Raw genomic sequence first — 26,063 nt, forward strand, 5'->3', positions numbered from 1 at the left:
TTGAAATAATGGCGTGGTGCGCGCTGCGGCACGCTTTTTGGTACAATCCCGCCTTATGAACGCCCCCATGAACCTCTTCGCGACCGTGCCCAAGCGGTCTGCCCGCGCCCCTGTCGCGCCTTTCCTGCCCATGACCCGCGCCGAAATGGACAAGCTGGGCTGGGACGAGTGCGACGTCATCCTCGTCACGGGCGACGCCTATATCGACCACCCCAGCTTCGGCATGGCCCTGGTTGGCCGGCTGCTGGAAGCCCAGGGATTCCGGGTAGGCATCATCAGCCAGCCGGACTGGCAATCGGCCGATGCGTTCCGCGCGCTGGGCAAGCCACGCCTGTATTTCGGCATCACGGCCGGCAACATGGATTCGATGGTCAACCGCTACACGTCCGACCGCAAGATCCGTTCGGACGACGCGTACACGCCGAATGGCGAGCCGAACAAGCGCCCGGACCGTGCGGTGAGCGTGTATGCGCACCGCGCCCGCGAAGCGTTCCCCGGCACGCCGGTGATCATCGGCAGCATCGAGGCTTCGCTGCGCCGCATCGCCCACTACGACTACTGGTCGGACAAGGTGCGCAAGTCGGTGCTGATCGATTCGAAGGCCGACCTGCTGATCTTCGGTAACGCCGAGCGCGCGCTGGTGGACCTCACGCACCGCATGGCGGCGGGCGAGGACATCAAGTCGATCAAGGACCTGCGCGGCACCGCGTTCCTGGTGCCGCAGGGCTGGCTGCCGTCGGAGGACTGGGGCGTGCACAACTCGACCCGCGTGGACGTGCCCGGCCGGATCGATGCGCATCCCGATCCGTATGCGATGGCCAAGGAAGACAAGGAAGCGTGCGCCACCGAGAACGCGGCGCCCGAACCCACCGTCAAGCCGATCCGCATCATGAGCCGCGAAGAGCGCCAGGCCATGGCGAAGGAAAAGCACAACCGCACCGTGGTGCGGCTGCCGTCGTACGACACCGTGAGCACCGATCCGGTGATGTACGCGCACGCGTCGCGCGTGTTCCACCTGGAGTCGAATCCCGGCAACGCCCGCGCGCTGGTCCAGCAGCACGGCGACCGGGATGTGTGGATCAACCCGCCGCCGCTGCCGCTGGCGATGGACGAAATGGACGGCGTGTACGACATGAACTACGCCCGTGCGCCGCACCCGGCCTACGGCAATGCCCGCATCCCCGCCTGGGAAATGATCCGCTTCTCCGTGAACATCATGCGCGGCTGCTTCGGCGGGTGCACGTTCTGCTCGATCACGGAACACGAAGGCCGCATCATCCAGAGCCGTTCGGAACCGTCGATCCTGCGCGAGATCGAGCACATCCGCGACAAGACCAAGGGCTTCACGGGCACCATTTCCGACCTGGGCGGCCCCACGGCGAACATGTACCGGCTCGCCTGCAAGGAAAAGACGATCGAGGAATCGTGCCGCCGCCTGTCGTGCGTGTATCCGTCGATCTGTTCCAACCTGGGCACCGACCACAGCAAGCTGATCCAGCTGTACCGCAAGGCGCGCGCGATTCCCGGCGTGAAGAAGATCCTGATCGGGTCCGGCCTGCGCTATGACCTGGCCGTGCGCTCGCCCGAATACGTGAAAGAGCTCGTCACGCACCACGTCGGCGGCCTGCTGAAGATCGCGCCGGAGCACACGGAAACGAACGTGCTGTCGAAGATGATGAAGCCGGGCATCGGCGCCTACGACGAATTCAAGGCGATGTTCGAGAAGTTCTCGCTCGAAGCGGGCAAGAAGCAGTACCTGATCCCGTATTTCATCGCTGCCCACCCCGGCACGTCGGACGAGGACATGCTGAACCTGGCGCTGTGGCTGAAGAAGAACAACTTCCGCCTCGACCAGGTGCAGACGTTCATGCCCACGCCGATGGCGATGGCCACCACCATGTACCACAGCCGCCGCAATCCGCTGAAGAAAGTCACCGACACGTCGGAAGTGGTGGAAACGCCGCGCACGGCCAAGGTGCGCAAGGCGCACAAGGCGTTCCTGCGGTATTACGACCCCGCCAACTGGCCGATCCTGCGCGAAACGCTGAAGGCGATGGGCCGCGGCGACCTGATCGGCAATGGCGAAAAGCACCTGATCCCGGCATGGACGCCGGGCGAGGAAAACATGACGGCGGCACCGGAAGGCAAGCGCGCAATGCCCACGCTGGCGCCCGGTGCGCAGCGTGGCGCACGGCCGGGTCAGCCGGGCGCCGGCCGTTCCGCCGCCCCGCGTGGCGGCCGCCCGAATGCGCTCACCGGTTCGATGACGGCGCGCGAAACCGTCGAAACAAAGGCGCGGCCGTCGATCCTCGACACCATCAAGGTCAAGCCGAAGGCCGCCGCGAAGCCGGCACCCAAGGGCCGCCGATAGGCAGCCATCAAGTCGTCGCCGGGTAGTCCTGGTGTAGCCTCTCGCCCGGCCGGCTGGCAGTTCCGACAACTTGTTGTCGGCTCGATCAGCCGGCCGGCGCAATTGCGGCGCGGATACCACACCTGTGCCATCGCGCGCTTGCTCAGCCATGGAGTGCGCGGTCAACGGCGTTACAATCGGGCAGTCCAGCGGCCACGGGCCGCCCCTTGAATGTAGTGCGACTGTACTGCGACCGCCCGTGTTCTCCGCCCTCATCCTGTTCCTTCCTGCCCGTCGCGCCTGTGCCAGCCTTCTGCTGGCGCTGGGTGCCGTCACGCTGGGTCTCGTCACGCCCTTCGTGCAGGCCGAGGACCGGGTGGTGCTCCAGCTGAAGCATACCCACCAGTTCCAGTTTGCCGGCTATTACGCGGCGGTGGAAAAAGGCTATTACCGCGATGCGGGGCTCGACGTGCAGATCGTCGAAGGCAGCGATGGCGAAGCGCCGCTGCGCGAAGTGCTGGCCGGCCGCGCCCAGTACGGCACCGGCAGCAGTTCCCTGCTGCTGGCGCGGCTGTCCGGCAAACCCGTGGTCGTGCTCGGCGTGATCTTCCAGCATTCGCCGTATGCGCTGGCGATGCGGCAGCAGGGCGCCACACCCGATATCCGCCGCCTGGCCGGCAAGCGTGTGATGCTGGGGCCGCTCTCGGCACCGCTGAACCATGCCGATGAACTGTCCGCCTACCTGAAGCGTGAAGGGGTGTTGCCGGACCAGCTGCAACGCGTGGAGCATACCTATGATCCGGGTGACCTGATCAACGGCCGCGTCGAGGCCATGTCGATCCACACGACGAATGAAACGGATTACCTCGACCGCGCCGGCTTCCCGTACGACATCCACAACCCGCGCGCCGCCGGTGTGGATTTCTATGGCGACAACCTGTTCACCAGCGAGCACGAGCTCAACGGCAATCCGGAGCGTGTAAAAGCGTTCCGCGCCGCCAGCCTGCGCGGCTGGCAATACGCGATGAGCCACCAGGAAGAGATCGCCGACCTGATCCTGGCAAAGTATTCACGCCGGCACGACCGCCAGCACCTGCTCTACGAAGCGCGCCAGATGGTGCCGCTCGTGCAGCCGGTGCTGGTCGAGATCGGCTACATGAACCCGGAGCGCTGGCAGCACATTGCCGATGTCTATACCGACCTCGGCTTGCTGCCGAAGGGCGTCACGTTCCATGGTTTCCTGTACAACGCCGAGCCGGGCACCAACCTGGCATGGTTGTACCGCATCGGCGGTGCCGCGGCGGCCCTGCTGCTGCTGGGCGCCGCGATCCACTTCGCGCTGCTGGCGCGCGAACGGCGCCGCTCCGCCGATGCGATCCGTGCCGGCGAGGAACGCTTCCGCACGATGTTCGAAGCCTCGCCGATGGGCATTGCGCTGATCGATGGGGTCAGCGGCGCCTTTTCCGACGTCAATCCGCGCTATCGTGAAATCGCCGGCCGCTCGGAAGATGCGTTCGCCTCGCACAGCTGGCTCGATTTCGTGCACCCCGACGACGTGGCCGGGTGGACGCTGCAAATGGCGCGCCTGGCGGCCGGTGAAGTACCGGAACTGAGCACCACGCTGCGCCTGGTGCGTTCGGACGGCTCGGTCGTGTGGGTGGAGGCGTCCGTGGTGCCCTTGCAGGCCGGCGCGCACCTGAAGCTGTGCATGATCGAGGATGTCACCGACAAGAAGAAGAGCGAGGCGCTGATCTGGCAGCAGGCCAATTTCGATCCGCTCACGCAGTTGCCGAACCGCCGCATGTTCCTCGACCGGCTGCGCCACGACGTGGTCAAGAGCCGGCGCGACGGCAGCCGCATCGCGATCCTGTTCATCGACCTCGACCACTTCAAGGAAGTCAACGACACGCTGGGCCACGACCAGGGCGATGTGCTGCTCGTGGAGGCGGCGCGCCGCATCATCGGCTGCGTGCGCGAATCCGACACGGTGGCACGCCTGGGCGGCGACGAATTCACGGTGATCCTGACCGAGCTGCAACTGACCGACCGGGTCGATGCGATCGCGCAGAACATCATCGACAGCCTGCTGGCGCCATTCCCGCTGGGCCAGGAACAGGCATTCATTTCCGCCAGCATCGGCATCACGCTGTACCCGGACGACGCGGCCAGCGTGGAAGACCTGCTCAAGCACGCCGACCAGGCGATGTACGCGGCGAAGGGCGCCGGCCGCAACCGCTTCAGCTACTTCACGCCGGCGCTGCAGGTGGCGGCGCTGAACCGCATGCGCCTGACGAACGACCTGCGCAGCGCCATCAAGGGCGACCAGCTGAAGCTGTATTTCCAGCCGATCGTGCACCTGAAGACGGGCCGCATCGTCAAGGCCGAGGCGCTGCTGCGCTGGCAGCACCCGCAGCGCGGCCTCGTCAGCCCGCTGGAATTCATTCCACTGGCGGAAAGCTCGGGCCTGATCGTCGACATCGGCCAGTGGGTGTTCAATGAATCGATCCGCTGGGTGCAGCGCTGGCGCCGCGGCGTGCATCCTGAATTCCAGGTGAGCCTGAACCAGTCGCCGGTCGAATTCCAGCGCGAGGGCGGCAGCTACGACGTGTGGCTGCGCGCACTGCGCCAGCTGGACGTGCCGGGCCAGGCCATCGTGGTCGAGATCACCGAAGGCCTGCTGCTCGATGCCAGCACGATGGTCACCGACAAGCTGCTGCAGCTGCGCGACGCGGGCATCCAGGTGGCGCTGGACGATTTCGGCACCGGCTATTCGTCGCTGTCGTACCTGAACAAGTTCGACATCGATTACCTGAAGATCGACCGCAGCTTCGTGCGCAACCTGGCGCCGGATTCAAGCGACATGGCGCTGTCCGAAGCCATCATCGTGATGGCCCACAAGCTGGGCCTGCACGTGATCGCCGAAGGCGTGGAAACGGCGCAGCAGCGCGACCTGCTGGCTGCCGCCGGCTGCGATTACGGCCAGGGCTACCTGTTCGACAAGCCGCTGCCGGCCGAGGAATTCGATGCGCTGCTGCACGCCCGGTCGGCCGTGCTGGCGGTGCAGTAGGCGCGCGCACCTGGCCGACGCAATCGGGTTTTCAGCACGTGCAGCAGGCATGAAGGCAGGATCACTCAAGCCATCCCACGCCGGTAACAAAGCGCATACATGACCCATTCCACTTTCAACCATCATTTCGGACCGAACCAGATCTGGGGAGCCATTGGATTAGGCGCAATCACGGTGTGCAGCGGCGCGGTCATCGGGCTCGAGTCGATGGGGGAAGAGGTAGCATGGATGTCCTTTTATGCTGGCGCAGCCTCGCTGGCTGCCGGTGTCATCGGTATGGGGATCCTGCAAAGCTGGGCACGGCGGCGGGCATTCGTCTATCCACTGCATACGGCCCTCGTCTGGTGCCTCCTCATCGTCACGGTCCCGCTCTCCTTGCTGGGCCCTCTCTTCCTGTGGCCGAGCAGCGGTTCCATCATTGGATGGATACTGCTGGAATATTTCATCGTGGCCTTGGGTTACCAGATGTGGAACACCTGGCGCTTTTTTAATGCCCAGTGGAGCAGCCGCCAGGATGCACTCCTGGCACGATGCTTCGACCCGGACAGGTCAATGCTGGCAGTAACGACATTAGCGCGCGACCTTGACGTGCACGAGTCGTTATTTTTTCCGTACTGGCACGAACGTGCGGTGGCGGGGATGTCGGTTTTGCTGATTGCCGCAATGATTCTGGCCTTCATCCTGTATGGCATCTTTTTCGAGTTTGCCTTGCTGGCCGGGGGGATCGTGACGCTGACTTGTATTACCTATCTCGTCCAGTCCAGTTTCGCTTCGCTGCTGCTTGCCTTCAAGGTCCGCCAGCTGGAGCGTTCGCACGGCTGCCGGATCGGTCTCATGGATGATGCCGGTGTCGATCGTATCAAGGCTGCCCACCGCCGGGCGAAGCGGCGCAGCAAGCGATAACATCCGATGCAGCGGTGCTCCCTGTCCTCTGGTGGCTGACGGGCTCGAACACCCATGGAACCCGATCGATCCTCCTCTACCTTGGTCTGCACCGCGCCATTGCGGTCTAGTCAATCTTCACGATTTGGCAGGAACGACGATAATACCGGGTCTCGTCACGCTGTACCGATAGCTAGATTCAATCGAAAGTATTGGCACAATCAATTTTTCATATAGACGAGATCTCGCTAAACTAGCATCTCATTGATTCACAACCCTCACGAGGAAAACGCAAATGTCTCTGATCAACACCCAAGTCAAACCGTTCAAGGCAACTGCTTACCACAATGGCAAGTTCGTTGATCTGACCGAAGAATCCCTGAAGGGCAAGTGGTCGGTATTCGTGTTCTACCCGGCCGACTTCACCTTCGTCTGCCCGACCGAACTGGAAGACCTGGCTGACAACTACGCAGAATTCTCGAAGCTGGGCGTGGAAGTGTACGGTATCTCCACCGACACCCACTTCGCGCACAAGGCATGGCACGACACGTCGGACGCCATCAAGAAAGTGAACTACCCGCTGATCGGCGACCCGACCGGCCTGCTGTCCCGTAACTTCCAGGTCATGATCGAAGAAGAAGGCCTGGCACTGCGCGGCACCTTCGTGATCAATCCGGAAGGCTTCATCAAGGTGCTGGAAGTCCATGACAACGGCATCGGCCGCGACGCATCGGAACTGCTGCGCAAAGTGAAGGCTGCCCAGTACGTTGCTTCCCACCCGGGCGAAGTGTGCCCGGCCAAGTGGTCCGAAGGCGCCGCAACCCTGACCCCGTCGCTGGACCTGGTCGGCAAAATCTAAGCAGTAAGCAGTCATTGAGCAGTACCGCTGCCGGGCATGTGCCCGGCAGCGAACAAGAAAGGAAAACGTCATGCTGGATGCAAATCTCAAAACCCAACTGAAAGCCTATCTGGAAAAAGTGGTGCAGCCGATTGAGATCGTCGCATCGCTGGATGACTCCGCGAAAGCGCGGGAAATGAAGGAACTGCTCGCCGATATCGATGGCTTGAGCGACAAGATTACCCTGGTCGAGGACAACGCCGCCAACGTGCGCAAGCCGTCGTTCTCGATCAACCGTGCCGGCACCGACATTGGCGTGCGTTTCGCCGGCATCCCGATGGGCCATGAATTCACCTCGCTGGTGCTGGCCCTGCTGCAGGTGGGCGGCCACACGATCAAGCTCGACGAAGCCGTGATCGAACAGATCCGCAACCTGGAAGGCGATTTCGAATTCGAGACCTTCATCTCGCTGTCGTGCCATAACTGCCCGGAAGTGGTGCAGGCACTGAACGCGATGGCGGTCATCAACCCGCGCATCAAGGTCACCACGATCGATGGCGGCGTGTTCCAGAAAGAAGTCGAAGAGCGCCAGATCATGGCGGTACCGATGATGTTCCTGAACGGCCAGCACTTCGGCCAGGGCCGCACGAACGTGGAAGAAATCCTCGCCAAGCTGGACACCAATGCCGGTGCCCGCCAGGCGGCTGAACTGAACAAGAAAGACGTGTTCGACGTGCTCGTCGTCGGTGGTGGCCCCGCCGGTGCGGCGTCGGCGATCTACGCGGCCCGCAAGGGTATCCAGACCGGCGTGCTGGCCGAGCGTTTCGGTGGCCAGGTGCTCGATACGCTGTCGATCGAGAACTTCATCTCGATCAAGGAAACCGACGGCCCGAAATTCGCCGTGGCGCTGGAGCAGCACGTCAAGGAATACGAAGTCGACATCATGAACACCCAGCGCGCCGTGAAACTGGTGCCGGGCAAGCTGACCGAAGTGCATACCGCCACCGGCGCGGTGCTGAAGGCCAAGACCGTGATCCTGTCGACGGGTGCCCGCTGGCGCGAGATCAACGTGCCGGGCGAGAAGGAATACCGGAACCACGGCGTGGCGTACTGCCCGCACTGCGATGGCCCGCTGTTCAAGGGCAAGCGCGTGTCGGTGATCGGTGGCGGCAACTCCGGCGTGGAAGCGGCGATCGACCTGGCCGGCATCGTGCAGCACGTCACGCTGATCGAATTCGGCAATGAACTGCGTGCGGACGCGGTCCTGCAGCGCAAGCTGCGCTCGCTGCCGAACGTGAAGATCATCCTGTCGGCGCAGACGACCGAGATCCATGGCGACGGCAAGAAGGTGAACGGTCTGTCGTACAAGGACCGCAACACGAACGAGCTGCACCGCGTGGACCTGGAAGGCGTGTTCGTGCAGATCGGCCTGGTGCCGAACACGGAGTGGCTGAAGGGCACCGTGGCACTGTCGAAGCATGGCGAGATCGAGATCGATGCGAAGGGCCAGACGTCGGTGCCGGGCGTGTTCGCCGCCGGCGACGTGACCACCGTGCCGTACAAGCAGATCGTGATCGCCGTGGGTGCCGGCGCAACGGCCGCGCTGTCCGCCTTCGACCACCTGATCCGCTCGGGCGACGATGAGGTGGAAGCCGAGCAGGCCGCCATCGCCGCTGTCGCATAAGGCATCGCATCAGCCAACAAGAAAGGGAGCTTCGGCTCCCTTTTTTGTTTCCAGAAAAATCCGGGACGGACCCTGTTTTTGAGGAAATTTCTTTGAAAACAGGGTCCGTCCCTATTTATTTCGTCCCTATTTATTTCAAATCGATGCTGGCCTGTTTGACCCGCAGGGAGCGGGCGTAGCGGTGCCGGGCTTGCAGACGGGCGTCGGTGATCAGCACGCCGATGGTTTCGCCGACCACCATCACCACGCCCAGCAGCGGCAGCACGAGCATCAGGCCGGTCACGCCGGCCAGCGCGCCGCCCACGAACAGCATCACCACCGTGACCAGCGGGTGCATGCGCAGGCTGCGGCCCAGTGTCATCGGCATGAAGATGAAGTCGTCCAGCAGGCGGGCGATGATGAACACGAACATGGCGCTGTAGGCCGCGGCGTTGTTGTCCGGCGCATCGGCCGAGGCTACCAGCACCACCAGCAGGCAGCCGGCGATCGAGCCCACGTAAGGCACCCACGCCAGCATGGCGGCGATGAAGCCGAGCAGCAGCGGCGATGGCAGGCCGATCGCCCACAGGCCGAATGCCAGCACGACGGTATCGATGGCGGTGAGCTTGAGCATGCCGTGGAAGTAGCGGCGCGCGGTCTGGTCGACTTCATGCAGCAGGAACAGCGTTTTTTCAAAGAACGCGTTCGGCACGGCGCGGGCCAGGAAGCGCTTGAAGCGGCGGCCGTCGCGCAGGAAGAAGAAGGCCAGGAACGGCGCCAGCAGCAGCGACGGTACCCAGGCGGCAGTCGTGACCAGCACGCCGCCCAGGTGGCGCTGGAAGAATTCGCGCGAGTACTCGGCCAGGTTCAGGTTCACCGAATCGCCCAGGCGGGCCGGCCGCAGGAACGGGAATTGCCGTTCCAGCGCACTCAGCATGTTGCGCAGGAAGCGTATGCCCGCGTCGAGGTAGCGGGCCGGCATGTCCTGCCAGTCGGTGGCCGGCGCGGGTATCCACACGAAGGCCACCAGGAAGGCAAGCAGCATGCTCAGCACGAACGCGGCGCCGACCAGCATGGCTGCCGTGTTGCGCGTGAAGCCCATGCGCAGCAGGCGCTGGAACGGCGACAGCAGCACGTAATACAGGATGATCGCGAGCAGGAAGGGAATCGACAGCCACAGCACGCGCTGCAACAGGTACAACAGCACGCAGGTCGCGGCGATGATGCCGCACCAGACGATGGGCCCGGACTGCTGCCGGTCGGCCATCACAGTACCTCGACGTGCGGCGAATCGATCGACATCCGCTCGCGCAGCCGGGCGCCGATATGGCGCGCCAGCGCCAGCGAGATCTTGTAGCCGATGACGGCATCCGTTTCCATCAGGCTCATGAAATCGGCGCGGAAGAACACCGCCAGTTCGCAGTCGTCCCAGGCCCGGGCCTGCGCGGTGCGGGGCGAGTTGTCCAGCAGCGCCAGGTCGCCGAAGAATGCGCCGGGGGACAGCTCGGTAATGATCTCGGGCATGCCGTTGATGTTACGGTTGATTTGCACGTGGCCCGATGTGATCAGGTAGAGCGCCTGGCCTTCCTCGCCTTCGTCGAAAATGATCTCGCCCGCCAGGTAGCGCCGTTCATGCATCAGGCCGTCCACGATCTTCAGTTCCAGCGGCGTCAGCGAATTGAGGAGGACGGTTTCGCGCAGCCTGGCCAGGCGTGGCGAGAGGGCGGGCGGCTTCAGAAAACCGAAAATCACGTAGGGCTCCAGGGAAGGGGTGGTTGCGCTGTCATTGTCGCCGGTTTTGTGGGGGCGGTGGTGTTGTGGGACGCACACAGCGGAGAGAAAGCGGAAAAGCGCGGCGGAGCGTGTTTTTTGGGATGCTGCCTGTGCAGATGGGGGAGAGTTGCGCGTGGAGGGGGGATTTCGGCGAAGCGGGGGGCGGAGTAGAAGGGCTGCGGGGATTTCAAGCGAAGCAGCGCTTCGCGCGTGCCGTGCCTTTGCAAGGCACGGCGGAATAATGAGCTGGCAGTGAAAAGCCCGGCGAGCCGGGCCGATTTTCACTGGCAGCTTCGGAGCGGACGGGCTCGCCGACATCCTGCCGGCCGCGGAATCGCTGGTAGGCGATTCCCTTCGATCCCCGCCGTGCTTCCCGCAGGGGAAGCACTCCGCTGCGCCAGCATCAGACGCAAAAAAGCCCGGCAAGCCGGGCTTTTTTACTGATGCTGGCGGAGCGGACGGGGCTCGAACCCGCGACCCCCGGCGTGACAGGCCGGTATTCTAACCAACTGAACTACCGCTCCAATCAGCGCTTGCGTAAGCAAGTACTGAAAAAAACTGCGTCGCTGCTGCGACAAGAAAAAAGCCCGGTATGTCGGGCTCTCTTCAGAATCCTGGCGGAGCGGACGGGGCTCGAACCCGCGACCCCCGGCGTGACAGGCCGGTATTCTAACCAACTGAACTACCGCTCCAGGTCTTCAACATCGACTGCGTGGTGGGCGCTGAGAGGCTCGAACTCCCGACCTAATCCTTGTAAGGGATCCGCTCTACCAACTGAGCTAAGCGCCCTCATCATCACCTTCGATGCTTCGAACGTTTGTCACAACGTTCAGAAGAGGCCGTATTCTACTGCGCAGTTTTGAGATTTCGCAAGGACTTTCGCGAAAATATTTCCAGCCGGCCTCGTCTCGTGGGCACCGGCGATGCTACGCTGCGGTTTTTCCAGCCGGGGAGAGCCGATGAACGCCAGCGCCACTGCGCTCGATGCACTGTATGGGCGCGTCAGCCGCCGCCTGCTGCCGTTCCTGTTCCTGTGCTACGTGGCCGCCTACCTGGACCGCGTCAACGTCGGCTTCGCCAAGCTGCAGATGCAGGCCGACCTGGCACTGTCCGACACGGTCTATGGCATCGGTGCCGGTATCTTCTTCGTCGGTTATTTCCTGTTCGAGGTGCCGTCGAACCTGCTGATGGAACGGGTGGGCGCGCGGCGCTGGATCGCGCGCATCATGATCAGCTGGGGGCTGGTCTCGGCGGCCACCATGTTCGCCACCGGCCCTGTCAGCTTCTACGTGCTGCGCTTCCTGCTCGGGGTGGCCGAGGCAGGCTTCTTTCCGGGCGTGGTGCTGTACCTCACCTACTGGTATCCGGCGCATCGGCGCGCTCGCATCGTGGCGCTGTTCATGAGCGGCGTTGCCGTGGCGGGCGTGCTGGGCGGGCCGCTGTCGGGCGCGATCATGGCGGCGTTCGCCGGCCAGGCGGGGCTGCATGGCTGGCAGTGGCTGTTCCTGCTGGAAGGCATTCCATCCGTCGCGCTCGGCATCTGGACATTGTTCTACCTGGACGACGGCATCCGCGCCGCGCGGTGGCTGGGGGACGCCGACAAGGCGGTGCTGGAACGCGAGCTGGCCGCGGAAGCGGCGTCGAAGCGTCACCTGCCGCTGCGGCAGGTGTTCGCCAGCGGCACCGTATGGCTGCTGGCTCTCGTATACTTCCTGTTCGTGATGGGCCTGTATGGCGTGAGCTTCTGGCTGCCGCAACTGGTGAAGAACAGCGGCGTGCAGGACGTGTTCCATATCGGCCTGCTGACGGCGATCCCGTATGGCGTGGCCGCCGTCGTCATGGTGCTGGCGGCGCGCCATTCGGACCGCACCGGCGAGCGGCGCTGGCATGCGGCCATTGCCGGTTTCGCCGGCGCCGCCGGCCTCGTGGCGGCCACCGTATGGGCGGACGATACCGTGCTGGCCCTGGCCGCGCTGTCCCTCGCCACGGCCGGCATCCTGACCACGTTTCCCATCTTCTGGAGCCTGCCGACGGCGCTGCTGGGCGGCTCCGCAGCGGCGGCGGGCATTGCGCTGATCAACTCGGTCGGCAACCTGGCCGGCTTCGCGAGCCCTTATCTCGTGGGCGCGATCCGCGATGCCACCGGCAGCACGGCCATCGGCATCTCGCTGCTTGCGGCCAGCCTGGTGCTGGGCGGCCTGCTCGTGCTGGCACGCGGGCGATTACCCGCGTAGCGCAGCACCTGGCTTAAAACTCTTCCCAGTCGTCGCCTTCGGGCGCCTTCTTGGCAGGCGGCGTCTTGGACGTGCTCTTGCCAGCGGCTGCCCGCGCCTGCACCGGTGGCTTGCTGGCCAGCTTGGGATAAGGCGGGTGCGCCACGGCGGAAGCCGGCGGGACCGTCGGCCGCACCGGTGGGGAAACGGCGGGCACGGGGAAGGCCGGCGCGATGGCCCGGTCGTCGATGCGGAATGTGGAGATCGCGGCGACCAGGCGCTGCGCCTGCTCGCGCATGCTGGCCGCCGCAGCGGCCGCTTCCTCGACCAGCGCGGCATTCTGCTGCGTGGCGGTATCCATCGTGGTGATCGTGGTGTTCACCTGGGCGATGCCGGAACTCTGTTCCTGGCTGGCGGACGCGATCTCGTTCATGATGTCCGCCACCTGCTGCACCGACGTCACGATGCGGTCCATCGTGGTGCCGGCCTGGTCCACCAGGCGGCTGCCCGCATCGACCTTGTCGACCGAATTGTTGATCAGTTCCTTGATCTCCCGCGCGGCGCTGGCCGAGCGTTGCGCCAGGTTGCGCACCTCCGATGCCACCACCGCGAAACCGCGGCCCTGCTCGCCGGCGCGTGCCGCTTCCACCGCGGCGTTCAGTGCCAGGATATTGGTCTGGAACGCAATGCCGTCGATGACACCGATGATGTCGACGATCTTCGACGAGCTTTCCTTGATCGAGCCCATCGTCTCGACGACCTGGCTGACGACCTGGCCGCCTTCGTTCGCATGGCTGGCGGCCGAGACCACCAGCTGGTTCGCCTGGCGCGCGTTTTCCGCGTTCGCCTGCACGGTGGACGTGAGTTCCTCCATCGACGATGCGGTTTCCTCGAGGCTGGCCGCTTGCTGCTCGGTGCGGTTGGACAGGTCCATGTTGCCGGCGGCAATCTCGGCCGCCGCCGTGTTGATCGTGTCCGTACTGTCGCGCACGGTGCGCACGGTGCCGGTCAGCGCCGTCGTCATGTCGCGCAGGGCGCCCAGCAGGCGGCCCATCTCATCCTTGCGCGTGGTAACGATCTGCGCCGTCAGGTCGCCCGCCGCCACCGTTTCGGCGATCTGCACGGCTTCGCTGACAGGGCCGGTAACGGAGCGCGTGATCAGCCACCCGATCACGGCAGACACGATCGTCGCCACCACCAGCAGCACGATCATCAGCGTGGTCGCCGATTTCGCCGCCGCGGTCGCGTTTTCGGCATCGTTCGCCATCAGTTCGCGCTGTTTCTTCAACAGCTCGTCGAGATGGCGGAAATACACCGTCTGCGCCGGGATGACCTGGCCGAACAAGGCTTGTACGGCACCTTCGCGGTCGCCGCCACGGTATTGCGCGATCGCCTTGTCGAGCAGTTCCTTGTAGGCGTAGTACGCGGTGTTCTGCTGGTCGAACACGGCGCGCACGTCGGGCGTCAGGTCCGATTTATGCATTTTTGCGGCCGATACGCCGCCGGCTTCGTCAGCCGCGGCCATCTGGCGCAGGAATTCCTGCGTCTGCGCCGGGTCCGGCGTCAGCATCGCGTTGCGCACCGCCTGCGCGCCGCGGTTGACCTGGCTGCGCATGTCGTTGAGGAGCGTGACCTTGACGTACCGGTCATTGACGAGCTGGTCGGTACGCGCGGCCACTTCCTGGATGCGGCTGATGCCGACGAGCGACATGATGAACATGATGACGATGGTCACCGCGAAACCGAGGGCGAGACGGGCGCCGATGCGCATATTGGAGAGGTTCACGATCGATTTCCTTCGGTCAGAATGAGTGGCGCACGCCGAGGCCATGGCTCATGGCGGACGGCAGCGTGGTGATGCAGTCGCCATGCAGCGTCGTCGGCGTGATATCGCCGCTGTTTGTCATCGAGCCCACGAAGGCATCGACACCGCCCGTGAGCGTGACCGACGTTTGCGCCGCGGCGGGCAGGGCGCAGGCAAGAAGTGGAACCCAGCAATAAAAACGGAGTTTGGCTGCCATGTTCGCGCAAGTGGTTGAAAGATCCGATGGTACGCGCCTTTCTCTCGCGCACGATACTTGTGCGCTGCTACTGTTGCGTAAAAACGATGGATAAAAAAGCACTAAGTAATTGAAAAATAAAACAATTAATGCAACGCGCCGGGCGCTGGCGGAGCCTGCTGCACACTGGATATAATCACAGTGCCCGCATTTTTTCATTTTGAATACAAGCCTGCCGACAAGCCATGGTTCCGCCGCGCCGCATTGCCCACCTCGACATGGATGCGTTTTTCGCATCGGTGGAATTGCTGCGCTATCCCGAGCTGCGTGGCCTGCCCGTGGTGGTCGGCGGCGGCTCGCGGCACCAGCCGGTGCTGCAGCCGGACGGCACGCGCCGTTTCTCGAAACTGCGCGACTACGCGGGCCGCGGCGTGGTCACCACGTCCACCTACGAAGCGCGCGCACTCGGCGTGTTTTCGGCGATGGGCACGATGAAGGCGGCGGCGCTGGCTCCCGAGGCGATCCTGCTGCCGACCGATTTCGAGTCCTACAAGCGTTATTCACGCCTGTTCAAGGCGGCCGTGGCGGAGATCGTGCCCGACATCGAAGACCGCGGCATCGACGAGATCTACCTCGACCTCACGGACCACCCGGAAGAAACGCGGGCCCTCGGCATGCGGCTGAAGGAGGCCGTGAAGGCGGCGACCGGGCTGACGTGCTCGATCGGCATCGCGCCCAACAAGCTGCTGGCGAAGATCAGCTCGGACCTGGACAAGCCCGATGGCCTCACCATCGTGTCGCTGGAGGACGTGCCGGCGCGTATCTGGCCGCTGTCGGCAAAGAAGATCAACGGAATCGGCCCGAAAGCCTATGCGAAGCTCACGTCGCTCGGCATCGAAACGGTGGGCCAGCTCGCGCAGGCGGACCCGAAGCTGCTGCAGGAACACTTCGGCCTCAATTCCGCCGAGTGGCTGCACCGCGTGGCGCACGGGCATGACGAGCGCGAAGTCGTCACGCGTTCCGATCCGAAAGGCGTGAGCCGCGAAACCACGTTCGAGCGCGACCTGCACGCGAAGCATGACCGCGACACGCTGTCCGAAATCTTCACGCGGCTGTGCACGCGGCTGTCGGAAGACCTGCACCGCAAGCGCTATGCCGGCCGCACCGTGGGTATCAAGCTGCGCTATGCCGACTTCCGTACCGTGACGCGCGACGTCACGCTGCCGTCGCCCACGGCCGATGCCGCCATGATCCGGCGCGCCGCCGGTGAATGCCTGCGGCGCGTGCCGCTGGAGCAGCGCTTGCGCCTGCTGGGCGTGCGGGTCAGCGCGCTGGTGCCGCTTGACGAGGCCGAGCGGTACAGGGCGGGGGAGCAGGGGGAATTGTTCCCGGGGTGAGCCGGCGGCGGATGCGCCGGCTTGCGCCACCGGGCTGTGGTGTTGCACGCCGCAGGGGGGCACTGCCGCGCACAAAAACACGCTCCCCGGCAGGCGCCGTTTCAACAAGATCGCGGTGGCCCGGCTGCTGAGCCGGGTGTAGAATGATGGGCTTTGCAACGCGTAAGAACAAGGGTCTTCCAGCATGTGGTTCAAGAATCTACAGATCTACCGACTGCCCGCGCCATGGGCATTTGCTCCCGAAAAACTCGATGAAGCCCTGCGCCCCGCGGCGTTCACGCCGGCCAGCAGCAACGAGATGCTGCGCCAGGGCTGGGACTCGCCGCGCGGTAACGAATCGCTCGTGCACGTGGTGAACGGGCAGATGCTGCTGCTGCTCGGCACCGAGAAGAAACTGCTGCCGTCGACGGTGGTCAACCAGGTGGCCAAGGCCCGTGCCGCCGAGATGGAAGAACAGCAAGGTTTCGCTCCGGGCAAGAAGGCGATGAAGGAATTGAAGGAGCGCGTGCACGACGAACTGCTGCCACGCGCGTTCACGATCCGCAGCAATGTGTGGACGTGGATCGACCCCGTCAACGGCTGGCTGGTCGTCGACGCGGCCAGCCCGGCCAAGGCGGACGACGTGATCAAGCTGCTGCTGAAGGCGGTCGACCGCATGCCGCTGGAAAGCTTGCGCGTGCAGCGCTCGCCGGTGGGCGTGATGACGGCCTGGCTGCAGGAAGATGAAGCACCGGCCGGCTTCACCGTCGACATGGATACCGAACTGCGCGCCACCGGCGAAAGCAAGGCGGCCGTGCGCTATGTGCGCCACACGCTGGAACCCGAGGAAGTGCGCCGCCACATTGCCGCCGGCAAGCAGTGCACGCGCCTGGCGATGACGTGGGAAAGCAAGATCTCGTTCGTGCTGACCGAATCGCTGGCGATCAAGAGTGTGAAGCCGCTCGACGTGCTGAAGGAAAACGATGCCGTCACCCGTAACGACGACGAACGTTTCGACGGCGACTTCATGCTGATGACGGGCGAGCTGTCGCTGCTGCTGCGGGACATCGTCGAAGCCCTGGGCGGCGAAGCCACCGCCTGATCCTCACGGATCGCCGGCGGCGGAGGGGCGCCAGTATGTGCGGCCCCGTTCCGCCGCGCAGTGACTAACCGACGGCGCCCAGCCGTGCCAGCAGCGGCAATGTCTTGTCGCGGAACTCCAGGGCCCGGCTTACCAGCCTGTCCAGCTGGTGCCCGTCCGTTTCCGCCGGTTTGCCGTCGATCATCAGGCGCTGGCCCTGGCGTACCAGGACCTGGTGCGCGAAGCTGGCCCATGCTTCCGGCTCCCTCGCTCCCCGCATTCGCGCAAGCAGGAACAGCAGGTGGAACCGGTCGGCGGGGAATGCACCGCCGGTGCCTGGCAGTGCCAGCCATTGCAGCTCCGTATTCGACATGGCCAGCTCGCATAGGCGCTGGTTCAGCCTGCGCGCTTGGGGGCCCGCGTGGGCGATCACGGCCTCTTCCTGCAGCGTCGCCACGTGGCCCATCCCCACCAGCATCGTGACCGCCTGGACCACCTGCGGTGACGTCAGGCCATGGCGCTCGCGGGCAACTTCGAGGAACGCACCGATCGTGTGCGCTTCCTGGTCCGCCAGGAAATCGAGCAGCGGTTCATACACTTTCGCCTGCAGCCGCACTTCGCCGGCCCTGCCTGCAGCCTTCATCGGTACGTCGGCGCGCGGCGTCGTCAGGACGATACGCGTGCGCAGCAGCTGTTCATCGCGCTCGATGGCTCCCAGCCGGCGCGCACCCTTCACCCAATAATCGCGCCGGAACGACTGGTTCACCATGTAGTCGCGTACCGTCTGGGCAAACACGGGATCGGCGATCTCGCCCAGCAACTGGCGCTGCTCCGCAGTCAGGTTGATGGGGTCGATGTTGTCCAGGTAATGGGCGGAACACGCGTAGTCGAGCTTGGCCGGTTCCAGCCAGCCGGCCATCTGCGAAAACGAGTAGGGCATCCAGTCGCGGTTGAAGTATTCATGGGCCAGGTAAGCGTGGTTCTGGTCCTTGAGCTTGGCGAAGCGGGAGGCAACGCGCGGGTTCGCCGTGAGGAACGTGGGGGCGGTGGCGAACAGGCGCTCGGCGAATGCGATGCTCTGGCCTACCCTCCCGGCGGAACCGGCGCCGGCCGGCGTCATGGTGGTGGCGTACTCGTTGAGCAGGTCGCGCACCGGTGCCATCGCAGCCCACCCGGGCTGGGTGTTGTAGCTGATGTAGAGCACGCCGCCGACCTTCAGTTTGCGCCGGATGAAGTCGACGACGACGCGGCGGTTTTCGTCCGAGATCCAGCTGAAGATGCCGTGTAGCCCGATGAAGTCGAACTCGGGCAGGTCGGTGCGCGAGCAGAATTGCGCGAAGGCTTCGTCATGCAGGGCCACATCGGCACCGGAAGCGGCGGCCAGTTCCTGGGCGAATCCCGCCTGGGCCGGGTTGAAATCCGTGCCATGCCACGCCACGTTCGAGGCGGCTGCGTGGATGTTGACGGAAAGGCCCTGGCCAAAGCCCAGCTCGCATGCGGTGGTCACCGCCGGCGGTGTCAGCCGCGCCGACAGGAAGGCCAGACGCAGCCGGTGGGGATTCAGTTCGGGGTAGGTTCCGTAGGTATATCCGATGTCGGCGACATAGCCGGCAGACCATTCGGGCATTGACGTTCCTTTCGTTGGTGTTACATCGGTTGGAAGACCCCGGCCGCACGATTCTTCTGCACGTTGTCCCATGCGAAAATCTGGCCGTTCATCGCCACATACACGCCCACCGGCAGCGCCTGTGCGACGCCGCAGGCAAAGCCCAGGTTGAAGAAGGCATCGGAACCGGCGATTTGATAGGGAATCATTGCGCCGGTGAACACGATGGTCTTGTCCAGCGCGGCGGGACCCAGCACGGCGGCCGTTTCCTTCATCGTGTCGGTGCCATGCACGATGACGATGGCGCGCTCCGGTGCCGCCTGGCACGAAGCCAGCACGCGTGCCCGGTCGGCATCCTGCATGTCCAGCGAGTCGAGCAGCGGCAGCAATTCGAGTTCAACGGGCGCGGTCATGCGGGCGCGGGCGATGGCCTCGGGCAGGTGACTTTCGGCAAACCCCAATGTGCCGTTCAGTTCGTTGTAATGCTTGTCGAAGGTGCCGCCCGTGGCGATGATGCGCAAGGTCATGGTGTTTCAGAAAAGGTTGCAGGAATCTTCAATGATAGCCCGCGCCGGCATTGCGCCGTCAACAAAAAACTTTGTTTGCACTCGTCTGGCATGTTGTCACGTCGTTGAGTACACTAGCGAAGCGCTGATGTCTTCGTGGTGGCGATCTTGGCCACGAGAAAAAGCGCTTAGCTGCGTTGCAAATGGCCGTCATGCCCGGTATGGCGGCGACTGCCGCCTTGCTGACCATTTGTCGTGACCGATCTCATCCACCAAATCAGCGCTTCGCCAGGTTTTCTGCCCTTTACGCCATGACCGCGAAAACGCCCGCTCCGGGAACCGTCATCTTCCATCGCCATCGCGGCTATGGGGTGATCACGGCTGTCAACCTGCTGACCGGCTGGATCTCCGCCCGTTTCGGCAGCGAGTCGCGCACGCTCGACCTGAACCTTTCCACCGACGAAGTGCAATACGCCGACGGTGAAGCGATCCTGTTCCGCCGCGCGCCACCGGACCGCATGCCGCATGCGCGGCTGATGGCAATGGTGCGCGCCTTGCACCTGGCCGGCTACCAGAAGCTCTACCTGTATGCATGGCCAAAGCCTTCCGGCCTGCACTGGCGCTGGCACCTGTTCACCGGCCAGCGCGACTGGATGCAGCGTTCCTGGCGCGAGGGGTGGTATGGCTCGGGGGCCGACTACAATGTCAATCCCGTGATGGGGTGGGGCGATTCTCCCGGTGCCACGACCGAGGAACTGATCCACGCGCTGGCGAAATTCGATCCGCAGGGCCTGGCGCAGGCGCTGGGCAAGGATGAAGACCACACGGCCTGGTTCGCCGGCGTGTGCGATGCGCTGTTGCCCGGCTATATGTACAGCCTGGACATGCAGCGCCCGGCCGGCGCGCCGCTGACGGACATGCCGCCAGTGCCCGTCGTCCCCGTGCGTGCCGGGCTCGCGCCTTACAGCGGCCCCGCCATCGGCTGGCCGCCCGGCTGGGCCGGGCTGTGGTCGAAGGTACACGCGATGTCGGCACCGCGCATCAACCTCACCGGCATTCCGGAAGCCTGATTTCTCCAAGGTTCGACCGTAGGGTTCAACCGTAATTGCGCAAGTGATTCCGGTAGTCGGGGTTGAGGATCGTCTTGCACTGCCCATCGAAGAAATCGACGAGGTTCTGGAACGCGTGGCGGAAGTACAGCTCGTAGCTGTCCTTCTCCACGTAGCCCAGGTGCGGCGTGGCCAGCACGTGCGGCATGCGCAGCAGGACGGAGTCGGCCGGGAGAGGTTCGTTTTCAAACACGTCCAATGCCGCGGCGCCGGGGCGTCCAGCCCGGAGTGCTGCCTCCAGCGCCCCCTCGGCCACCAGTTCGGCACGGCTGGTGTTCACGAACAACGCCGTTGGCTGCATCCGCGCCAGGTCTTCCGCGCCAACGATGCCGCGCGTTGCGTCCGCCAGTCGCAGGTGCAGGGTCAGCACGTCCGCCTGCTCGAAGAAGGCTTCGCGTGACGGTGCCGCCGTGTGGCCGTCGGCCACGGCGGCCGCGCGGCTGGCATCGCTGCCCCACACCATGACTTCCATGCCGAACGCCTTGCCATAGCCGGCAACAAGCTTGCCGATCTTGCCGTAGCCCCAGATGGCCAGCGTGCGGCCCCGCAGTACCGTGCCGATCGTATTGAATGGCTGGCTGGTCGACACAGTCTGCCATGTGCCTTCCTTGAGGTTGGCGGCATAGGGCACGATCTTGCGCTGGGCGGCCATGATCAGCGCCCAGGTCAGCTCGGCCGGCGCGACCGGTGACCCCACGCCTTCCGCGATCGCGATGCCCAGGTCCGTGGCGGAGGCCACGTCGATATGCCCGCTCACCTTGCCTGTTTGCGATATCAATTTCAGGTTCGGCAACCTGGCCAGCAAGGCCCGGTTCAGCGACGTGCGTTCGCGGATCAGCACCAGCGCATCGAATGGCGCCAGCCGGGCCGCCAGCTGGCCGAGCCCCCGGGTCGAGTGATTGAATACTTTTACGTCATGACTGTCGATAAGTGAAAAGCAGTCCAGTTCACGTACCGCATCCTGGTAATCGTCGAGTATGGCAATTTTCATGGGAGTTAGATGAAATTCCTTCTTAATTGGTAGCTAGTTAACGAGATTGTGAATATCTCAAATAGCTTACTACTTTAGTCAACCATTTTTCCTACATTTTTGTCGGAAAGCTTTTGGGGCAGGTGTACAATCGGTCAAGCCGTTGAGCGCTGCAGTGCGCTCCAGCAATTACTCGTTCCAACTACTCGTTCCAACTCCTGTTGTAGCGCTCACAATAGCGCCGGGAGCGCGCCCTTGATCTTGCTATCGGGCGCACCGACAGACCGCCGTATCGCCGATGCATTTTCCATGCACTTCCGCGCGCAAGCCAAAAGCTGACGACGATCCTGCCACCCGAACGACACACGGGGCAATGCACGTGAAGACAGCGCGGAACGAGACAGGATTCTTTATTGCATTGGAGGTAGTACCATGAACCAACCCATGATGGAGGGCGTTGCCGCGATGAACGCGCCAGCTTACATCAAACATCAAAAGCTGATCAATTGGGTGGCCGAGGTGGCCGCGTTGACCAAGCCTGATCGCATCTACTGGTGCGATGGCTCGCAGGAAGAGTATGACCGCCTGTGCGCCGAGATGGTGGCAGCCGGCACGATGAAGAAGCTGAACGCGGAAAAGCGCCCGAATTCCTACCTGGCCTGCTCCGACCCCACCGATGTGGCGCGCGTGGAAGACCGCACGTTCATCTGCTCGGCAAAGAAGGAAGAAGCCGGCCCCACCAACAACTGGATCGACCCCACCGAGATGCGCGGCACGTTGAACGGCCTGTTCGACGGCGCCATGGTCGGCCGCACGCTGTACGTGGTGCCGTTCTCGATGGGCCCGCTGGGTTCGCCGATCGCGCACATCGGCGTGGAACTGTCCGACTCGCCGTACGTGGCCGTCAACATGCGCATGATGACGCGCATGGGCAAGGCCGTGTACGACGTGCTGGGCGAGAACGGCGACTTCGTGCCCTGCGTGCATACCGTGGGCGCACCGCTGGCCGCCGGCCAGAACGACGTGCCATGGCCTTGCAACAAGACCAAGTACATCGTGCATTTCCCGGAAACCCGTGAAATCTGGTCCTACGGTTCCGGCTACGGCGGCAATGCGCTGCTGGGCAAGAAGTGCTTTGCGCTGCGCATTGCGTCGAACATGGGTTACCAGGAAGCGCAGCAGGGCGGCGCCGGCTGGCTGGCCGAGCACATGCTGATCCTGGGCGTGGAATCGCCGGAAGGCAAGAAGCACTACGTGGCAGCGGCCTTCCCGTCCGCCTGCGGCAAGACCAACTTCGCCATGCTGATCCCGCCCGCATCGTTCAAGGGCTGGAAGATCACCACGATCGGCGACGACATCGCCTGGATCAAGCCGGGTGCCGATGGCCGCCTGTATGCGATCAACCCGGAAGCGGGCTACTTCGGCGTAGCCCCGGGCACGAACGAAAAAACCAATTCCAACTGCATGGCTTCGCTGAAGGAAAACGTCATCTTCACGAACGTGGCGCTGACCGACGACGGCGACGTGTGGTGGGAAGGCATGACGAAGGAAGCGCCGGCGCACCTGATCGACTGGCAAGGCAAGGACTGGACGCCGACGTCCGGCACCAAGGCCGCGCATCCGAACGCACGCTTCACCGTGTCCGCCGTGCAGAACCCGGTGATCGACCCGGCCTGGGACGATCCGGCCGGCGTGCCGATCTCGGCCTTCATCTTCGGCGGCCGCCGCTCCACCACGGTGCCGCTGGCAACCGAGGCGCGCGACTGGGTCGAAGGCGTGTACATGGCCGCCACGATGGGTTCGGAAACCACCGCTGCCGCCGCAGGCCAGATGGGTGTGGTGCGCCGTGATCCGTTCGCGATGCTGCCGTTCATCGGCTACAACATGAGCGAGTACTTCCAGCACTGGCTGGACTTGGGCAAGAAAGTGCAGGCCGCCAACCCGGCCGCGCTGCCGAAGATCTTCTGCGTCAACTGGTTCCGCACCGACGAGCACGGCCACTTTGTATGGCCTGGCTTCGGCGACAATATGCGCGTGCTGAAGTGGATGCTGGAACGCATCGAAGGGACCGCCGGCGGTATCGAAACGCTGTTCGGCACCACGCCGCGCTACGGCGACCTGCATTGGGACGGCATCCCGTTCTCGCCGGAAGAATTCGAGACGATCACGTCGATCGACAAGGATGCCTGGCGTGAAGAGCTGAAGCTGCACGCCGAACTGTTCGACAAACTGGCCTACCGCCTGCCGCAGGAACTGCTGGCCAACAAGGCCAAGCTGGAGCAGCGCCTGGGCTGATCCGGCTTCGGGTGATAGACAGCAGGCGCGCACCGCAAGGTGCGCGCTTTTTTTACGTCCGGCGCAACTGCCGCCGGCACGGTATGCTGTGGCCTGCCGAACCACAGGAGCATTGCATGAACCATCCCGATCCCAGCCAGCTCGACGACGACACCCTCGCATTCGCCCGCAAGGTCTTCCAGATGGCGCGCGGCGGCGAAACGGACGCGCTGGCCACGCTGCTGGCGCAGGGCATGCCGGCCAACCTGCGCAACGAACGGGGCGACAGTTTGCTGATGCTGGCCAGTTACAACGGGCACCCTGACACGACCAGGGTGCTGCTCGAGCGCGGCGCCGACCCGGAACTGCAGAACGACGCCGGCCAGAGCCCGCTGATGGGCGCCGCGTTCAAGGGCGACCTGGCGATCGCCACGCTGCTGCTCGACCATGGCGCCCAGGCCGACGGCCCGGGCCGCGACGGCAAGACGCCGCTGATGTTCGCCGCCATGTTCAACCGCGTCGACATCGCGCGCCTGCTGATCGCGCGGGGCGCCGACCCCTTCGCCGTCGATGCCGCCGGGGTGTCGATCCTGGAGGCTGCGCGCAGGATGGGCGCTGCCGATACCGCGGCGCTGCTGGAATCGCTGCCGCCGCGCTGATGGCCGGAAGTCTGGGTTCCACCCCTGTCAGGACAGTCAGGCCCCGCCCAGCTTCGACAGCGCGAACGCGGACAGGAAGCCTGCCACGGTGATCAGGCCGGCATAGTCATGCGCTTCCTCGAACGCTTCGGGGATCATCGTGTCGACCAGCATCGCCAGGATCGCGCCGGCCGCCACGGCGGTGGTGGCCGCGATCACGGCTGGTGAAAAGCGCTGGAACAACGAATAACCGACCAGCGCCGCAGCGCCCGATGCCAGCGCGATGCCGCCCCAGATGCCGAAGATATACCGCACCGAACGGCCCGCCCGTTTCATGCCGGCGGCGCTGGAAAGCCCTTCTGGAATATTCGACAGGAAGATCGCCGCCACGGTCACCGTGCTGACGGCACCGCCTTTCAGCAGCGACAGGCCGATGACGATCGATTCCGGTATCCCGTCCATCAACGCGCCGATCGCAAGCGCGGTGCCATTGCCTTCATCGACCTGCCGCCCGCTGGAGCGCTTGCGGTGCTTTGCACCGAATGACGCCAATATCCGGTTGGCCGCCGTGAAGAGGATCGCCCCGCCGAGGAAGCCGATCGCGGTGGCATTGAACCCGCCCTGGCGGAACGCTTCGTCCATCAGGTCGAACGACAGTGCCGAGATCAGCACGCCGCTGCCGAACGCCATGATGGCGGCGATCACGCGCTGCGGCACCGGCATCCAGTAGCCCACGGCCGCGCCCAGCAGCAGGGCCGAACCCGCCACGACACCCCAGAAGCCGGCCTGGGCCCACAATGCAATTCCTCCCATATTCCTCCCTTGCGCCACGCGGCATGGCGCAATTGTCCAGCCATTCAGCCGCAAGTGGCGTCCGCCAGAAAGAACGGGTTCGCGGCCCCGCGCGAAATCGCTTGCTGTTTCGCACACGTGTGCTAAAGTTCGTGCATGAATACCACTGCGAAAAGCGAAACCACCTATGCCACGATCATCGCCGCGGCTATGGACATGGCGGCGGCCGAAGGCATTGGCAAGCTGTCGCTGGGCGAGCTCGCCAAACGCACGGGCATCAGCAAGAGCGGCGTGTTTTCGCGGGTCGGGTCGCTCGAGGCCTTGCAGGGCGCGGTGCTGGACGAGTACGACCGCCGCTTCGCCGACGAGGTATTCATGCCGTCGATGGCGGCGGCGAAAGGCTTGCCGCGGCTCGTGATGCAGGTGAACCTGTGGCTGAAGAAGATCAGCAGCGAGGCGACCCGCGGCGCATGCCTTTACACGGCGGGCGCTTTTGAATTCGACGACCTGGCCGGTCCGCTGCGCGACCGGATCGAACAGGGCGTGGCGCGCTGGCGGGCGTCGTTGCGCAAGACGGTATTGCAGGCGATGGAGGCGGGCCACTTGCGCCCGGATACCGATCCCGAACAGCTCGTCTTCGAAATCTACAGCCTGGTCATCGGCGTGATGCACGACGTGCGCTTCCTGCGCGACGACACGGCGCCGAAGCGGATGGCGCGGGCCTTCAACCGCCTGATCTCGACCTACAAGAGTTTCAACGAAGTGGAATAGCTGCCTGGCGGACGGGCCATGCCCGCCCTTTTTCATTCATATTTCGCACACCTGTGCGAAATTAACCGATCGAGGAGGCTGTCATGGCCGCTTTATGGTTGCTGGTGCTGCCCGTCGCCGGGCTGGCGTGGTATGTCGTGGTCGATGCCCTGCG

The 26,063-nt window shown here is 64.2% G+C and carries 20 protein-coding genes and 3 tRNA genes; 12 read left to right on the forward strand and 11 right to left on the reverse strand.

Translation table 11 applies throughout. The features are described 5' to 3' along the window. The first annotated feature begins 55 nt into the window (after window positions 1–55). From EWM63_RS14135 to ahpF, 5 genes are all read left to right on the forward strand, one after another. Window positions 56–2,371 (forward strand): YgiQ family radical SAM protein, encoded by a 2,316-nt coding sequence (locus EWM63_RS14135; RefSeq protein WP_130187110.1) that lies wholly within the window; start codon window positions 56–58, stop codon window positions 2,369–2,371. Window positions 2,372–2,609: 238 nt separating this feature from the next. Continuing rightward, window positions 2,610–5,417 carry an EAL domain-containing protein gene (locus EWM63_RS14140; protein ID WP_229487892.1) on the forward strand — a complete coding sequence of 936 codons (2,808 nt, stop codon included), beginning with the start codon at window positions 2,610–2,612 and terminating at the stop codon, window positions 5,415–5,417. Between the two features lie 99 nt (window positions 5,418–5,516). Further along, complete coding sequence (locus tag EWM63_RS14145) at window positions 5,517–6,320, forward strand: hypothetical protein (protein ID WP_130187112.1); 804 nt, start codon at window positions 5,517–5,519, stop codon at window positions 6,318–6,320. A gap of 274 nt (window positions 6,321–6,594) precedes the next feature. Beyond that, window positions 6,595–7,158, forward strand: a complete 564-nt coding sequence (ahpC, locus tag EWM63_RS14150) for an alkyl hydroperoxide reductase subunit C (protein WP_130187113.1) — start codon at window positions 6,595–6,597, stop codon at window positions 7,156–7,158. 70 nt (window positions 7,159–7,228) lie between these two features. Beyond that, window positions 7,229–8,821: an alkyl hydroperoxide reductase subunit F gene (ahpF, locus tag EWM63_RS14155; RefSeq protein ID WP_130187114.1), complete on the forward strand. Its 1,593-nt coding sequence runs from the start codon at window positions 7,229–7,231 to the stop codon at window positions 8,819–8,821. A gap of 130 nt (window positions 8,822–8,951) precedes the next feature. Here ahpF and EWM63_RS14160 read toward each other — a convergent pair whose 3' ends face one another. The 5 genes from EWM63_RS14160 to EWM63_RS14180 form a co-directional block, all read right to left on the reverse strand. Then, window positions 8,952–10,067 carry an AI-2E family transporter gene (locus EWM63_RS14160; protein ID WP_130187115.1) on the reverse strand — a complete coding sequence of 372 codons (1,116 nt, stop codon included), beginning with the start codon at window positions 10,065–10,067 and terminating at the stop codon, window positions 8,952–8,954. After that, window positions 10,067–10,552: a cyclic nucleotide-binding domain-containing protein gene (locus EWM63_RS14165; protein ID WP_130187116.1), complete on the reverse strand. Its 486-nt coding sequence runs from the start codon at window positions 10,550–10,552 to the stop codon at window positions 10,067–10,069. Before EWM63_RS14165 ends, EWM63_RS14160 begins: the two co-directional genes overlap by 1 nt. 468 nt (window positions 10,553–11,020) lie before the next feature. Then, window positions 11,021–11,097 (reverse strand) — tRNA-Asp (locus EWM63_RS14170). Between the two features lie 91 nt (window positions 11,098–11,188). Then, window positions 11,189–11,265, reverse strand: a tRNA-Asp gene (locus tag EWM63_RS14175). A gap of 21 nt (window positions 11,266–11,286) precedes the next feature. Further along, window positions 11,287–11,362, reverse strand: a tRNA-Val gene (locus EWM63_RS14180). 170 nt (window positions 11,363–11,532) lie between these two features. On the opposite strand from EWM63_RS14180, the gene EWM63_RS14185 reads away from it, so the two are divergent. Then, window positions 11,533–12,807 carry an MFS transporter gene (locus EWM63_RS14185; protein WP_130187117.1) on the forward strand — a complete coding sequence of 425 codons (1,275 nt, stop codon included), beginning with the start codon at window positions 11,533–11,535 and terminating at the stop codon, window positions 12,805–12,807. A gap of 13 nt (window positions 12,808–12,820) precedes the next feature. Here EWM63_RS14185 and EWM63_RS14190 read toward each other — a convergent pair whose 3' ends face one another. Beyond that, window positions 12,821–14,572 (reverse strand): methyl-accepting chemotaxis protein, encoded by a 1,752-nt coding sequence (locus EWM63_RS14190; RefSeq protein WP_130187118.1) that lies wholly within the window; start codon window positions 14,570–14,572, stop codon window positions 12,821–12,823. Window positions 14,573–14,588: 16 nt separating this feature from the next. Beyond that, on the reverse strand, window positions 14,589–14,807 hold the full coding sequence (locus EWM63_RS14195) for a hypothetical protein (protein WP_130187119.1): 219 nt from the start codon (window positions 14,805–14,807) through the stop codon (window positions 14,589–14,591). Window positions 14,808–15,031: 224 nt separating this feature from the next. On the opposite strand from EWM63_RS14195, the gene dinB reads away from it, so the two are divergent. Beyond that, window positions 15,032–16,183 carry a DNA polymerase IV gene (gene dinB, locus EWM63_RS14200; RefSeq protein ID WP_130187120.1) on the forward strand — a complete coding sequence of 384 codons (1,152 nt, stop codon included), beginning with the start codon at window positions 15,032–15,034 and terminating at the stop codon, window positions 16,181–16,183. 184 nt (window positions 16,184–16,367) lie between these two features. Continuing rightward, the gene (locus tag EWM63_RS14205; protein WP_130187121.1) at window positions 16,368–17,264 is read left to right on the forward strand and encodes a recombination-associated protein RdgC; all 897 of its coding nucleotides are present in this window, start codon (window positions 16,368–16,370) and stop codon (window positions 17,262–17,264) included. Window positions 17,265–17,328: 64 nt separating this feature from the next. Here EWM63_RS14205 and EWM63_RS14210 read toward each other — a convergent pair whose 3' ends face one another. Further along, window positions 17,329–18,870, reverse strand: a complete 1,542-nt coding sequence (locus EWM63_RS14210) for a class I SAM-dependent methyltransferase (RefSeq protein ID WP_130187122.1) — start codon at window positions 18,868–18,870, stop codon at window positions 17,329–17,331. 20 nt (window positions 18,871–18,890) lie between these two features. Further along, the gene (locus tag EWM63_RS14215; protein WP_130187123.1) at window positions 18,891–19,376 is read right to left on the reverse strand and encodes an asparaginase domain-containing protein; all 486 of its coding nucleotides are present in this window, start codon (window positions 19,374–19,376) and stop codon (window positions 18,891–18,893) included. 290 nt (window positions 19,377–19,666) lie between these two features. Here EWM63_RS14215 and EWM63_RS14220 point away from each other — a divergent pair, with 290 nt between their 5' ends. Continuing rightward, window positions 19,667–20,425, forward strand: a complete 759-nt coding sequence (locus EWM63_RS14220; protein WP_130187124.1) for an L-asparaginase — start codon at window positions 19,667–19,669, stop codon at window positions 20,423–20,425. 25 nt (window positions 20,426–20,450) lie between these two features. On the opposite strand, the gene EWM63_RS14225 is transcribed toward EWM63_RS14220, so the two are convergent. Then, on the reverse strand, window positions 20,451–21,455 hold the full coding sequence (locus EWM63_RS14225; RefSeq protein ID WP_130187125.1) for a D-2-hydroxyacid dehydrogenase family protein: 1,005 nt from the start codon (window positions 21,453–21,455) through the stop codon (window positions 20,451–20,453). A 411-nt stretch (window positions 21,456–21,866) separates the two neighbouring features. On the opposite strand from EWM63_RS14225, the gene EWM63_RS14230 reads away from it, so the two are divergent. After that, window positions 21,867–23,729, forward strand: a complete 1,863-nt coding sequence (locus tag EWM63_RS14230; protein WP_130187126.1) for a phosphoenolpyruvate carboxykinase (GTP) — start codon at window positions 21,867–21,869, stop codon at window positions 23,727–23,729. 116 nt (window positions 23,730–23,845) lie between these two features. Beyond that, the gene (locus EWM63_RS14235) at window positions 23,846–24,367 is read left to right on the forward strand and encodes an ankyrin repeat domain-containing protein (RefSeq protein WP_130187127.1); all 522 of its coding nucleotides are present in this window, start codon (window positions 23,846–23,848) and stop codon (window positions 24,365–24,367) included. A 36-nt stretch (window positions 24,368–24,403) separates the two neighbouring features. Here the strand turns inward: EWM63_RS14235 and EWM63_RS14240 are convergent, their stop codons facing one another. Then, window positions 24,404–25,159, reverse strand: coding sequence for a ZIP family metal transporter (locus EWM63_RS14240; RefSeq protein WP_130187128.1), 756 nt, complete (start codon window positions 25,157–25,159; stop codon window positions 24,404–24,406). Window positions 25,160–25,294: 135 nt separating this feature from the next. Here EWM63_RS14240 and EWM63_RS14245 point away from each other — a divergent pair, with 135 nt between their 5' ends. Next, window positions 25,295–25,909, forward strand: coding sequence for a TetR/AcrR family transcriptional regulator (locus EWM63_RS14245; RefSeq protein ID WP_130187129.1), 615 nt, complete (start codon window positions 25,295–25,297; stop codon window positions 25,907–25,909). The last annotated feature ends 154 nt before the right edge of the window (window positions 25,910–26,063 follow it).

Origin of the sequence: Pseudoduganella lutea (assembly GCF_004209755.1) — a bacterium.
GTDB lineage: Bacteria > Pseudomonadota > Gammaproteobacteria > Burkholderiales > Burkholderiaceae_D > Rugamonas > Rugamonas lutea.